The sequence below is a fragment of the Mesorhizobium sp. M0598 genome, from assembly GCF_040320865.1.
Lineage (GTDB): Bacteria > Pseudomonadota > Alphaproteobacteria > Rhizobiales > Rhizobiaceae > Mesorhizobium.
In genome coordinates this window covers 1-12,195 of the sequence record NZ_JAMYQL010000065.1, presented here as the reverse complement: position 1 = coordinate 12,195, position 12,195 = coordinate 1, and the positions used below count along the sequence as shown (strand labels likewise).

13 protein-coding genes and 2 pseudogenes are annotated in these 12,195 nt (G+C 61.1%); 8 read left to right on the top strand and 7 right to left on the bottom strand.

From position 1 onward, the window contains the following. The 4 genes and pseudogenes from NKI59_RS33905 to NKI59_RS33890 all read left to right on the top strand — a co-directional run. Window positions 1-230, top strand: a pseudogene (locus NKI59_RS33905) (hypothetical protein); the annotation flags it as partial. After that, on the top strand, window positions 227-1,474 hold the full coding sequence (locus NKI59_RS33900) for an SfnB family sulfur acquisition oxidoreductase (RefSeq protein ID WP_352708864.1): 1,248 nt from the start codon (window positions 227-229) through the stop codon (window positions 1,472-1,474). The pseudogene NKI59_RS33905 and the gene NKI59_RS33900, both read left to right, overlap by 4 nt. Window positions 1,475-1,507: 33 nt before the next feature. Continuing rightward, the gene (ssuD, locus tag NKI59_RS33895; protein ID WP_352641702.1) at window positions 1,508-2,683 is read left to right on the top strand and encodes an FMNH2-dependent alkanesulfonate monooxygenase; all 1,176 of its coding nucleotides are present in this window, start codon (window positions 1,508-1,510) and stop codon (window positions 2,681-2,683) included. Continuing rightward, window positions 2,680-4,098, top strand: a complete 1,419-nt coding sequence (locus tag NKI59_RS33890; protein WP_352708863.1) for an FAD/NAD(P)-binding protein — start codon at window positions 2,680-2,682, stop codon at window positions 4,096-4,098. The genes ssuD and NKI59_RS33890 overlap by 4 nt, the downstream gene beginning before the upstream one ends. Window positions 4,099-4,495: 397 nt before the next feature. Here NKI59_RS33890 and NKI59_RS33885 read toward each other — a convergent pair whose 3' ends face one another. Then, window positions 4,496-5,554 carry a class I SAM-dependent methyltransferase gene (locus NKI59_RS33885; protein WP_352452600.1) on the bottom strand — a complete coding sequence of 353 codons (1,059 nt, stop codon included), beginning with the start codon at window positions 5,552-5,554 and terminating at the stop codon, window positions 4,496-4,498. A gap of 40 nt (window positions 5,555-5,594) precedes the next feature. Then, on the bottom strand, window positions 5,595-6,023 hold the full coding sequence (locus NKI59_RS33880; RefSeq protein WP_352708861.1) for an insulinase family protein: 429 nt from the start codon (window positions 6,021-6,023) through the stop codon (window positions 5,595-5,597). Window positions 6,024-6,576: 553 nt separating this feature from the next. On the opposite strand from NKI59_RS33880, the gene NKI59_RS33875 reads away from it, so the two are divergent. After that, on the top strand, window positions 6,577-6,795 hold the full coding sequence (locus tag NKI59_RS33875; protein ID WP_352452598.1) for a hypothetical protein: 219 nt from the start codon (window positions 6,577-6,579) through the stop codon (window positions 6,793-6,795). Window positions 6,796-7,550: 755 nt separating this feature from the next. Here the strand turns inward: NKI59_RS33875 and NKI59_RS33870 are convergent. Both NKI59_RS33870 and NKI59_RS33865 read right to left on the bottom strand, forming a co-directional pair. Then, window positions 7,551-8,879 (bottom strand): annotated as a pseudogene (locus NKI59_RS33870) (ISNCY family transposase); the annotation flags it as partial. A 265-nt stretch (window positions 8,880-9,144) separates the two neighbouring features. Beyond that, window positions 9,145-9,417, bottom strand: a complete 273-nt coding sequence (locus NKI59_RS33865; protein WP_352708859.1) for a Y4lK-related protein — start codon at window positions 9,415-9,417, stop codon at window positions 9,145-9,147. Window positions 9,418-9,973: 556 nt separating this feature from the next. Between NKI59_RS33865 and NKI59_RS33860 the strand changes: the two genes are divergently transcribed. Beyond that, complete coding sequence (locus NKI59_RS33860; RefSeq protein WP_352708857.1) at window positions 9,974-10,165, top strand: hypothetical protein; 192 nt, start codon at window positions 9,974-9,976, stop codon at window positions 10,163-10,165. 40 nt (window positions 10,166-10,205) lie between these two features. Here NKI59_RS33860 and NKI59_RS33855 read toward each other — a convergent pair whose 3' ends face one another. The 3 genes from NKI59_RS33855 to NKI59_RS33845 all read right to left on the bottom strand — a co-directional run bounded on the left by NKI59_RS33855 (window position 10,206) and on the right by NKI59_RS33845 (window position 10,922). Then, complete coding sequence (locus tag NKI59_RS33855) at window positions 10,206-10,364, bottom strand: hypothetical protein (protein WP_352708856.1); 159 nt, start codon at window positions 10,362-10,364, stop codon at window positions 10,206-10,208. After that, the gene (locus NKI59_RS33850; protein WP_352708854.1) at window positions 10,349-10,669 is read right to left on the bottom strand and encodes a S46 family peptidase; all 321 of its coding nucleotides are present in this window, start codon (window positions 10,667-10,669) and stop codon (window positions 10,349-10,351) included. Before NKI59_RS33850 ends, NKI59_RS33855 begins: the two co-directional genes overlap by 16 nt. Window positions 10,670-10,820: 151 nt before the next feature. Continuing rightward, window positions 10,821-10,922, bottom strand: a complete 102-nt coding sequence (locus NKI59_RS33845) for a S46 family peptidase (RefSeq protein WP_352708866.1) — start codon at window positions 10,920-10,922, stop codon at window positions 10,821-10,823. A 607-nt stretch (window positions 10,923-11,529) separates the two neighbouring features. Here NKI59_RS33845 and groES point away from each other — a divergent pair. Further along, a complete protein-coding gene (gene groES, locus NKI59_RS33840; RefSeq protein WP_352453535.1) occupies window positions 11,530-11,826 on the top strand; it encodes a co-chaperone GroES in 297 nt (98 codons plus the stop codon). A gap of 62 nt (window positions 11,827-11,888) precedes the next feature. Then, the coding region (locus tag NKI59_RS33835) for a TCP-1/cpn60 chaperonin family protein (protein ID WP_352708852.1) at window positions 11,889-12,195 on the top strand (307 nt) is incomplete at its 3' end.

The following is a 12,195-nucleotide window of genomic DNA, read 5'->3' as shown; positions in this document are numbered from 1 at the left end:
TTAGCGCCTTGAAGCGGCTCAATCGGGACGAAGATCTTTCGATCCTTGTCGCCGAGCAGAATTCGGCAGTGACGCTGAAATATGCCGACCGCGCCACCGTGCTTGAAAACGGAAAGAGCGTGCTGGAAGGGTCGGCCGCCGACCTGCGCCAGCGCGATGACATCAAGACCTACTATCTCGGCGGCACGCCACTTCCATCGCAACATTTTCCCCAGGAGACCGCAGCATGACCATCCAATCCAAGCAGCCGTCCGACGCGCGTGTCGCCGTGCCTCCGGTCGAGCGCCCGTCGGCCAGAGCGCATGTCATCAAGACCGATGCCGAGGCGATCGCCGTCGCCGAAAAACTGGCTGCCGAGTTCGCCAAGGATGCTTCAAAGCGGGACCGCGAGCGCATCTGGCCGAAGGAGGAACTCGACGCCTTCTCGCAGAGCGGCCTTTGGTCGATCAACGTGCCGAAGGCCCATGGCGGACCGGAGCTCTCCTATGTGACGCTGTCAAAGGTGATCAGCATCATCTCGGCGGCCGATCCGTCGCTCGGCCAGATTCCGCAGAACCATCTCGGCGTGGTCGCAGCCATCCGCACCGTCTCTGATGAGGCCCAGAAGAAGTTGCTCTTCGCCGAAGTTCTGTCCGGCACGCGGTTCGGCAACGCGTTCTCCGAATTCGGCTCCAAGCGGGCGGCCGATTTTGAGACCAAATTCGTCGACGCTGGCGACCACGTCGTGGTCAATGGCCAGAAATTCTATTCGAGCGGCGCGCTGCTCGCCCATCTGGTGCCGATCGTGGCCCTCGATGACGAAGGCCGCGCCTGGTATGCCATCGCCGATCGCGGTGAGCCCGGACTGACTGTCATCGACGACTGGTCGAGCTTCGGCCAGAAGACGACGCTGTCCGGCACAGTCCTGCTCGACAATGTGAAAGTGCCGAAGACGCATCTCGTCCCCGGCTACAAGGGCTACGACAGGCCGACGGCCGACGGCGCCATCTTCCAGATCATCCAGGCTGCTGTCGATCTCGGCATCGCCAACGCGGCAATCGACGAAACCGTCGGCTTCGTGCGCACCAAGTCGCGCGCGTGGATCGACAGCGGCGTCGATCATGCCTGGCAGGATCCCTACACTATCCAGGCCGTCGGTGACCTTCGCCTGCGGGCCAATGCGGCGCAGGCCGTTCTGGACAAGGCAGGGCTGGCGGTCGACCGCGCCGTGGCCGATCCGAACGATAAGACCGTCGCGGAAGCGCAGATCGCGGTTGCCGAATCCAAGATCCTCACCACCGAGATCGCCATCAACGCCACCAACAAACTGTTCGAACTCGCCGGCACGCGATCCACACTGGCCGAGCACAATCTCGACCGGCACTGGCGCAACGCCAGAACCCACACGCTGCACGATCCGGTGCGCTGGAAATACGCGATCCTCGGCAACTATTACCTGAACGACGTCAATCCGCCGCTCCACGCCTGGAGCTGAGCGAGAACGCCGTAAAGTCACAAAGGACTGTTCATGAGCACTGCCATCCCCGACAGAATCAAGGTCCTGTGGTTTCTTCCGACCCATGGCGACAGCCGCTATCTCGGCACCTCCGAGGGGGGCAGGGCGGTCGACCTGCCCTATCTGACCCAGGTCGCCAAGGCCGCCGACGCCATCGGCTATTACGGCGCGCTGCTGCCAACCGGCCGAAGTTGCGAGGACAGCTGGGTCGTGGCGTCGGCGCTGGCGCCGTTGACGCAGCGGCTCCGCTTCCTCGTTGCGGTGCGGCCGGGCCTGCAATCGCCGACGCTCGCCGCGCGGATGACCTCAACGCTCGACCGCATTTCCGGCGGGCGCCTGCTTATCAACGTGGTCACCGGCGGTGACCCGGTCGAAAACAAGGGCGACGGCATCTTCCTCAGCCATGACGAGCGCTATGAGGTGACGCGGGAGTTTCTCGATATCTACAAGGCCGTGCTCAGCGGCGAGACCATTGCCTTCGAAGGCAAGCACTTCCGCATCGAGGACGGAAGGCTGCTGTTCCCGCCTGTGCAGACGCCGCATCCGCCGCTCTATTTCGGTGGTTCGTCGGAGGCGGCCAATGCGGTCGCCGCCGAGCAGATCGACAAATATCTGACCTGGGGCGAGCCACCGGTCGATGTCGCCGCAAAGGTCGACCATGTGCGCGGCCTTGCCGAGAAGGCCGGACGCCAGGTGAGTTTCGGCATCAGGCTGCATGTCATCGTTCGCGAAACCAATGACGAAGCCTGGGCCGATGCCGACCGCCTGATCAGCCGCCTGGACGACAAGACGATCGCCGAAGCGCAGAAGGTGTTCGCGCGCATGGACTCGGTTGGCCAGTCGCGTATGAGCCGGTTGCATGGCGGCCGCCGCGACAAGCTGGAAATCAGCCCGAACCTGTGGGCTGGCGTCGGCCTGGTGCGCGGCGGTGCGGGCACCGCATTGGTCGGCGATGCGGCTACGGTGGCGGAACGGATCGATGAATACCGGCGCATAGGCATCGATACATTCATCCTGTCCGGTTACCCGCATCTGGAGGAAGCCTATCGCTTCGGCGAACTTGTGTTGCCGCAGTTGCCACTCGATCACGAGATCTCAACGCGGCCCACGGCCGTCAACATGGGCCCCTTCGGCGAAACCGTGGCCGGCGACCATCGCCCGTCGGCGCTGCGCGCGAGCCAGTCTTGAGCGCCAGCGGACCGATCATAGCGATTGTCGGCGGCGGCTTTTCAGGTGCGGCGACTGCGTTTCATCTGGCGCGACTGCTCTCGGCCGGTGCATCCGATATCGTGGTCGTCGAGCCCCGCGAGGGGCTCGGCTATGGTCTGGCTTATTCCACGGCCGATCCGGCACATCGTATCAATGTGCCGGCGTCGAGAATGACGCTGATCTCCGGCCAGGACAGCCACTTTGCCGACTGGCTGGAGCAGACCAGAGCCATTGTAGACGATGCCGAGGCTATTGCCGCCTACGGAGCACTCTACCCGCAGCGTCGCGTTTTCGGGCGCTATGTGGAATCTCATCTCCGGCCCTTCCTTCTCAGCAAAACGATCCGCCATGTCAGGTCCGCCGTCGCATCGGTCGAGCGCACCGGCGAGGGCTACCGTCTGATCCTCGCTGATGGCGGGGCGCTCGCTGCCGACGCCGTGGTGATTGCGACGACGCATCCGCCGCCGGCCTTGCCGATGCCCCTGAAGTCCGTGGCTGGCACAGCCGGGCTGGTGGCCAATCCCTATGATCTCGAGAGGCTGGAAGCGATCGGCCGCGACGACCGTGTCCTGGTCGTTGGCACCGGACTGACGTCGGCGGACGTGATTGCAACGCTCGGCCGCAAGGGACATCGTGGCCACATCGTCGCGCTGTCACGTCACGGCTATCGCTCGCGCAGCCAAGCCGCGATGCTGGCCGATCCAATTGGTGATTTCACGACCCTTCCTTCACGAAGCGCAACGGCACTATTCAGGCGCATCCGGGTAACGATCCTTGATGCCAAGCGTCGGGGCGAAGACTGGCATCCGGTGCTCGATGCCGTCCGACGTCAGGGACAAACCATCTGGCAGGCCTTGCCGCTGGCCGAGCAGCGACGTGTGGCGCGCAATCTTCGTGCGCTCTGGGACGTGCATCGCTTCCGCCTCGCTCCACAGATCGCGGCCGTGCTTGATCGCGGCGTTGCCGACGGCAGGCTTGCCTATCGCGCCGCAACGATTGTCGGCGCCGAACAGGTCGACGGACGCATTTGCGTCAGGCAGCGGCTGCGTGGCCAACGCAGCCTCGTTGTCGAGGCTTTCGACAGTGTGGTCGTGACGACCGGACCGGCGCACGCCGATATCTTGCGGACCAACACGGCGATTGCGGCGCTCGAGCGGATGGGATTGGTCCGGCTCGACCCGATTGGTCTTGGTTTGGAGACCGACAGCCAAGGCCGTGCGGTCGGCACATCCGGGCGCCCGACCGACAGCGTTTTCGTCAGCGGGCCACTGGCGCGAGGCAGCGTCGGCGAACTGATGGGAATTCCCGAAGTCACCGCACATGCCGAGCGCATCGCCGCCGAAATTCACCAATGGTTGGGATACCAAACGGCGTTGCGTCGCAAGGCGTCGTGAAGCTGTGATTAGCATGAGTCTTTTCAGATCACACTGACGGAACGCATCGCCAAGATTGAAAGCGCATTCGAGGTTTATGAAAGGGCCATTGGTCGCAGTGCCGCTCCTGGCGCTTTTCGCGTTTGTCGCCGACGCCGCCGAAGTCGCCCAAGTTCAGGTGGAGAAACTGCGCGTTTGCGCGGAGTACGGTCTTCGGAGTTGGATTCTCGGAGAGCACCGAACTACTCTAGGCGACGAGCTTGGCTGCGTGTGCCTTCAACTACTGTTGGCTTCTAACAACTCCAATCGGATGTCAGGGGAGTGACGCCTCTGAAAATTTGTCGATAACTGTGAGTTCGGATTTTGACGACGATCTTCACCATAAAGCGATGAGCTGCAATTTCTAGCGACGGCCGCGCTAGGGACGGGCCTCCAGCACCATGTTGAACGGCGTCTCCGTGGCGCGACGGAATCGCTTGAAGCCGCCGCCGGTCACCACCTTGCGTAGCCTCGCCTCGCCGGCCTGGGCGCCAAGCCCGAGCCCGACTTCCTGCGACAGGGACGCGGGCGTGCACACGAACGTGGAAGCGGCATAGTAAACGCGTCCGACGGGATTGAGGTTCGCCGCTAGATGATTATGCGCGAACGGCTCGACGATCATCCACGTGCCATCCGGCTTGAGCGACCCGTGGACATGGGTGGCGGCGCCCGCCGGGTCGCCCATGTCGTGAAGGCAATCGAAAAAAGCGACGAGGTCATAGGTGCCGGGATAGGTCTTGGCGGCCGCGACCTCGAAGCGCGTGTTGGCGCCGACGCCGGCTTCCTCGGCGGCCTTGCGGGCGCGCTCGATCGAAGGGGCGTGATAATCGAAGCCGACGAAGCGCGAATTGGGGAAAGCACGTGCCATGAGCACCGTCGATGCGCCATGACCGCATCCGACATCCGCGACATCCACGCCGCGTTCGAGCTTCTCGACTACGCCCTCCAGGGCCGGCAGCCAGGAGTCGATCAGATTGGCATTATAGCCTGGACGGAAGAACCGTTCCGTACCGCGAAACAGACACGCGCTATGATCGTGCCATGCAACGCCCTTACCGGACTGGAATGCCTGCCTCACCTTTTCTTCGTCGAGCCACAGCGCGGATAGGAACTCGAATGCGCCAGCCATGAAGGCCGGGCTATTTTCATCGGCGAACACCAGCTCCTGCTCGGCGTTGAGATAGAACTGGTCGTTGGCTTCATCGTAGTCGACGTAGCCCGCCGCCGCCTGCCCGGAAAGCCATTCCCTTACAAGGCGCTCCTGGGTACCGGTGCGTGTCGAAAGTTCGGCGGCCGTCATCTTGCCGCCTTCGCGCAATGCCTTGAACAGGCCGAGTCTGTCGCCTAGCAAGACAGCCGCGCCCGTAGCGATCGCACCGAGATCGCCGACCATTTTCCCCAAGAATGCGTCCAACTTTTCCTGACTCGCTTCAGACATCGGAATCTCCCTTTGGGCTCGATCTCTCCCAGTAAAAGCCTCACAAGGGGAGAAGAATGGCGAAATTGGAGCCCGGGCCCATTCTTTGGCGTCCACGCGCGGGCCGACCACCATAATGGCGGGTTCGGCCGAAAGCAGCTTCTTCGCCGCTGCCTCGACTTGGTCGATCGATGAGGGCGGCGCGGCACTGGTGTAGCCGATGCCAAGACCCGACAAGCGTGGCTGCAATCGAACTGGAGGAATCCAGATTGTTGGTAGCATAGGTGCCGATCAGATATTTCTTGCTCGCTTTTAGCTCGGCCTCTGTCGGCCCTGTTTCCGCCAACTCCCTGATCACGTGGCGTATCAGCCCGAGCGTCTCGGTCGCCCTGTCGGCGCGCGTCGCCGTGGTCACGACAAGCGCATTGGAATGCTGGTGGTCTTTCAGGCTGGAATGGATACCGTAAGCAAGGCCGCGCTTTTCGCGCACTTCCTGGAACAGACGTGAGGTAAATGGCGAGCCTCTGAGTATTTTGCTTATCAGCTGTGCGGCTTAGAGTTCCGAGTCGCTGCGTCCGATGCCGGGAAAAACAAGCTGCAGCGAAGTCTGCGGCGGGTCGTAGGCGACCAATTACGCCGGCCGAGCTCGGGGCGACATCGGCCACCGGCGCGATCGCCTGCTTCTGAGGCAAATCGCCGACCGAGTCGTGGGGCCTTTCACTCAGGCCTTTGGCATCAATGTCGCCGACGACCGCTACGTGCAGCCCGTCACCGACGAAAGCGGCCTTGTGGAGGGCGCCTAGATCGACCGGCGTTATGCCGGCGAGGCTCTCCTTGGTGCCCCTCGTCCGGCCTCGAATAAGGATGCGTGCCGTAGATTCTGCGCCGCTTGGCGCGGATGCGGTCGACGGGCTCCTGGTCGAAGCGGGGGCTGTTAGGCGCGAGCCTGAGCAGATCGAAGGCGGCGTCCTTCCGTTCGGGCAGCATGCGCATCTGCCATAAATGCCGTCGCGCTGCGCGTCGAAGCTCATCTCGGCCCCGGCATGGTCAACCGTCGCCTGGAAGGCATCACTGTCGAGATCGCCGGCGCCCTCGTCGAACAGGCCGGTCATCAAATTGGCCAGTCCCTCCTTGTCAGCCGAGTCCTGCGTGGTGCCGCCGTCGAAGACGAAGCGGATGGCTCCGGTTGTGGTGACGGGACGGACGATAAGCAAGGTTCGGGGCGAAGTGATTTGTTCCGCGGCGGCGGTATGTTTTGGTGAGGTGATCATGCGACGTCTTCTTTCGTCGGGCACGTGTTTGCGGATGATGGTGCATGTACCGTGCCAAATGAGAAAACCATTTATACGCAGTCTGGTAGATCTGACCCTGCTACGTTGCGTATCCGACATTGTCGGAAATTGGACAGCGCCGAACGCGAAGCGGCTCGGGGCTTGTGACGATGCTTGCGCGTGCTGCTGCGGAGGGGGATATGAATGCGCCTCGAACTGGCGCGAGGCCTTCGAGAATGCCGGATTACTTAGCAAGGAGAAGTTGCTGGCGGACGACCGCCCATTTGAACCGTTTAAACGAAAATCCACCCCTTAAACGTCCCAAGATGCAATCTCCCCGCTCTCGAAGGCGAGAGAGTGGCAAGGCACAAGCAGGAGCGACATTCCTATTTTTGGCAGATCAGGATATTTTACTTAGCTGCTACAACTTGTTGCAACCAAGTTCGAATGTCGCGATGTCAGCAAAGTAGAAATGTCGCATAACGGTGCTGCCGGCTGCGACGTGAGCGCCCGATCGGGCGTCAGCTGGTCGGGGTTGCGCAGCCCGATCGGGGGCGATCCAGTAGATCTCCCTCGGCTTTAGCTTTGAGAGCCGCGTGGCCCTCGTCGAGCTAAAAGCCGGCTTCCGTTGTCGGTTGAGCCTTCCGGTTGATTGGAAACTCGTCCAGCACTGCGAGGACATCCGCAATACGATGCCTATCGCTCTCCGTGAGCGTCAGATCGACTTTGACGGCCTGGCTCTCGACCTTGGCTGCCGGCATTCTGGCAAGCGCCTGCTCACGCCGCACGACGACTGCGGGGTCCTTTGTGAAATCCGCCTTCTTGCCGGGCTTGCGGCCACGCTTCACATAGCCATTGCTCTGGCTGCCATCGGGAATGCCGAACATGTGGTTCGTCTGTCCGGTGCGCCGCGGCCCGCGCTGGCTGCGATGAAGCTCCCGGCCAGCCTGCATCTGGGCGACCAGTTCCAGGGCGGCATCAAGCCGCTTGTTCTCGACGATCTCCGATCTGTGAACTGAACGCAGCTTGTCGAAGGTTCTGTAGGGCAGGCTAATGCCGTCGTGAGTGACCTCAAGGCGAGCGGGATAGTCGCAGACGATGACCTTTTTACGGGCAAGTCGCTTTGCGGTATCGGTCGGATCGAGAATGAAAAGCACCTTGTCGTAGCGCAGCGTCAAAGCCTGAGACAGCGTGCGAATCTCCTTGCGACACATGGCGCCGTCCAGATTCTCATGATCGGGCGCATAGGCGTTGGCCGCCTCGATCGTGCTGATGTCGCGCAGGCGCAACTCCTTCACAAGCCGGTCCTGGAGCGTTTGGTTGGCGCGCTCGACGCGACCCTTGGCCTGTGGGGTGTTGGCGCAGATGATATCGATGTTGAGCTCATAAAGAGCCCGGCCGAACTGCGTCAGGCCGCTGCTTCTATCCTTCTCGGAACCATGGGTCGTTCGGAAAATGCCATGCTTGTCGCTGTAGAACGCAAGCGGCTTGCCCCAGTGCCGCAGATACGCCTTGGCAGCATGGAAATAATCGAACGTGTTCTCCGACCCCGCAAAGCGCAGATGCAGGAGCTTGCCGGTCGCATCGTCGATGAAGACGAGCAGGGCCCATTTGGGACCGCGGTTCTCGAACCACCAGTGATGCGAGCCGTCGATCTGCACCATCTCGCCCAGGCAGTCTCGTCGCCCGCGGGGCTGATGCAGCCGCTGCTTGCGTTCACGGCGCGACGTCCAGATTCCAGCCTCCGTCATCCACTTGCGCAGCGTCTCCTTGCTGACCGCGAGCTGATGCCGTTCGATCAGCTTCTCGCGGGCAAGCGTTGGACCGAAGTCGATGTAGTGTTCGCGGATCAGCTCCAGCACGAAGTCGCGAACACCATCGACAATGCGATTGTTGGAACGCCGGCCACGCGCCTTGTGCCGGAGAGCCGCAGCGCCATCCGCCTGGAACGTCTTCAACAGCCGCTGGATCTGACGAACTGAAACGCCGAGCAAGCTTGCCGCCGCAACGCTCGTCATTCGCCGCTCAACAATCTTCGACAAAACCTCGATACGCCGCAGCTCGCGTTCGCTCATCAGAACCAGTCCCAATCTGCAATCTCCCGCGCTCTCAAATGCGGGCAGATTGGCAAGGCAGGAGCGACATTCCTACTTTGCCAGATCCGGACATTTTAACTTAGCTGCTACAACTTAAAGTTGCGTAACGCATATTATGGAACTATCGGGCGATTTTGCCTGTGTTGCTTTTCAGCTCAAACCCCCGTTTGCGAAGTTGTGGATTCTCTCGGTAAACTGCGGTTGTCCGGTTTGAACTATGTTGTCAGAGTCTTCGAGTGCCTGTTTAGTGCGTTCTCCGGCCCTCGTTCGTCGACGACTCGGGTTCTATGTACCGAGCAATCGAGCGAAGATAGGCAACGATCTCCGGTAGCAGGTGATCACGATCGCCAAACTCTTCCACGATTCTTTTTACCTTGCGCCAGGGTACCTTCCCGTCAACATCGCCCAGTGAATAGCCTAAGTGACCGATCGCGCAGATATCGCAGCCAGCCTCGATCACCTTGTCAACGAAGGCGGGAATCTCGCTTGCTTTCATTAGCCGCATGTTGCTGGTCATCGCAGATATCTCCGTTGGTGGTCGGCATGGAAATTGCGCCGATGCCCATTGTGCTCGAACCTGCACGCACTTCGCTACCTGTGCACTTGCACAGGTTGTAGGGTCTCAGGCCTGCCGAATGTGGACTGTTCTAGCAACACGGTTGAGCTGATTTCGATATTCTTGGCGGGAGTATTGAGTTGCCCGCGCGATTTCCGGCGGGTTTGCAGCGACCTCGGCCCAACCTACTGGACTCCAGGGGAAAGAGCGCGTGCGGCTCGAGCGACTTGCGAGGAAAGGAAATGGCGGGAGAACCGCAACGGGCTGGCGGTCGATGCAACGTTGACGCACGCCACCGGCAAGGGCCGAGCGGGAAGCGGCGCTTGTTATGCTCGACCGGCGACAAGGCAAACATCGCATCACGCCGATCGGTGTCGATTTCCACCGGTTCAGTCACCGTGGGTGACGTCCTACTCCCCCTACCATCCCCGATTTAATTCAAATTTGTCTTTAGATATTGACGATTGCGCGACCTTCACCGTCGTAGACGGCAATGCGGGCGGGTAGAGAGGGTCCTATGACAAGCGATTTTTCCACCGCCCGAGTGCATTTAGATCGAGCGTATGACTACCTCTGTGGCGATGACCCGATGAGTCGAAGGGGACGCGAAGCCTTGGACCTGTTGATTGAGGCGATTGCCGTCGAAGAGTTCAAGCAGCCACGCCAAAACGCGGAGGTGCTAAGGTTTCCGATTGGGCGCCGCTTCTGAGGCAATCTCCACGGCCGCCATGTAGCCTCAGGTGAGGCGCTCACCGGACGGGTGCGGCGCCACTATGAACCATGGTGAGCAAATCCTCCCAGAACGCCAAGAAGCCCGCCCCGCATGAGCCGAGGCGGGCAATATAAAATGGGGGGCCAAGCGCGCGTTCATGAAACAGCGCCGCAGGTAAATTCAGCAGAATGTCCATCCAGGCGCCTTCAGCGGCGATTCGCAGCCAGTTCTTGGGCCGGTAGGGCACGTTTGTCGCGCGTATGGCCGGGAGGAACCATCAGGAGCGACATAGGCGCGATAAAAGCCGAAGTGGCCCGTGTGGCGCGGCCGCATCCAGTTGTCCGTTTGGCCGCCGAAGTTGCCGATGCCGAGCGCGGGCGCATAGACGAGGCGCACGTCCTCAATTTCGAGCTTCTGCAGGAGATAGTAGGAGGCGCCGCCATAATAGGCCCCTACGTCGCAATGGCGATTGGGCTGTGCGGTTCGTGGCGAGCCGCTCATAGCGGGCAAACCCGTTCCGCTTGTCCGAGACGCTCTTGAGCATTTCGGCGGTCACATCCCGCATGTCCTCGATCACATAGTTCGGCTGCCTGGCGCCGCGGGCAATTCTTCACCCAGGGCTCTTCGCCAGAAAGCCGTCTGTGAGATAGTCCTAGCTCTCCTTGCTGTGGTATTGGATGGATTCTAACACGCAATGATGATTGGTTGCGACCAGCCCTTGTGGACTGACGAACGAGGCGGAGCATCCGCCCAGTGATACGATCGCGTTGAGCGGGTCAGCGTCCAGACGGCCGCATGGCCGCGCCCACTTCCGCAGTCTGGCCCGGCATCCAGATACCTTCGTCCGCCGACGTAGCCGTGACCGTCCAGAGCAAGGCGATGGCAGTTGCTTTGGCCAAACATTTCAAATTCGAGTTCATGCTGACTGTCGCTGTCATCTTGCCTCCTGTTCTCCGCAGATTGGATTGGTGACTATCGGGATGGCCGGAGTCCTGGCGCCCGCGCGGCGGCCAACACCGTAAACACCGAGTGGACCCGTTAACCGCAGTCCTGATGGCGCTCACCTCTCATATTTGTCGCGCGCAACGTTTGCGGATCATCCGCTGCACCAATCGTGCCAAATGAATAAAGCCTTCAGTTACAAATGGTGAGCCGCCCCATCCATGTCCGATCTCCGACGTCTTTCACGTAAAGGGCTCGGTGCTTCCACGCTCGTTTGCTCTTCGCCCGTCCCTCTTCCGTCTTGACTAGCAGGAGCCTACGGCCTATCTCACTGCCGCGTTAGCACTCGCTTCTGGTGAGTGCTAAACACGCTCCGGCAACGGAGAACCGTTCAACATCCGCACCAGGGAAATCCAAAAATGGCAAAGTCGAATTTCCGGCCGCTGCATGACCGCGTGGTCGTTCGCCGCGTCGAGTCCGAAGCGAAGACCGCCGGCGGGATCATCATCCCCGATACGGCTAAGGAAAAGCCGCAGGAAGGCGAGATCATCGCCATCGGTTCCGGCGCCCGTGACGAGGTCGGCAAGCTGGTCCCGCTGGACGTCAAGGCCGGCGACCGCATCCTGTTCGGCAAGTGGTCGGGCACCGAAGTCAAGCTCAATGGCGAAGACCTTCTGATCATGAAGGAAGCGGACATCATGGGCGTCATCGGCTGACACGCCGCCTTTCATCCGCACCATCCAATCTGAATTTCGGGCGAAATGCCCAGGAGCTAAAAATGGCTGCCAAAGACGTAAAATTTTCCCGTGATGCCCGCGAGCGCATGCTGCGCGGCGTCAACATCCTCGCCGACGCGGTGAAGGTCACGCTCGGCCCCAAGGGCCGCAACGTCGTCATCGACAAGTCGTTCGGCGCGCCGCGCATCACCAAGGACGGCGTCACCGTCGCCAAGGAAATCGAGCTTGAAGACAAGTTCGAGAACATGGGCGCGCAGATGGTCCGCGAAGTTGCTTCGAAGACCAACGACATCGCCGGCGACGGCACCACGACCGCGACCGTTCTGGCGCAGTCGATCGTCCAGGAAG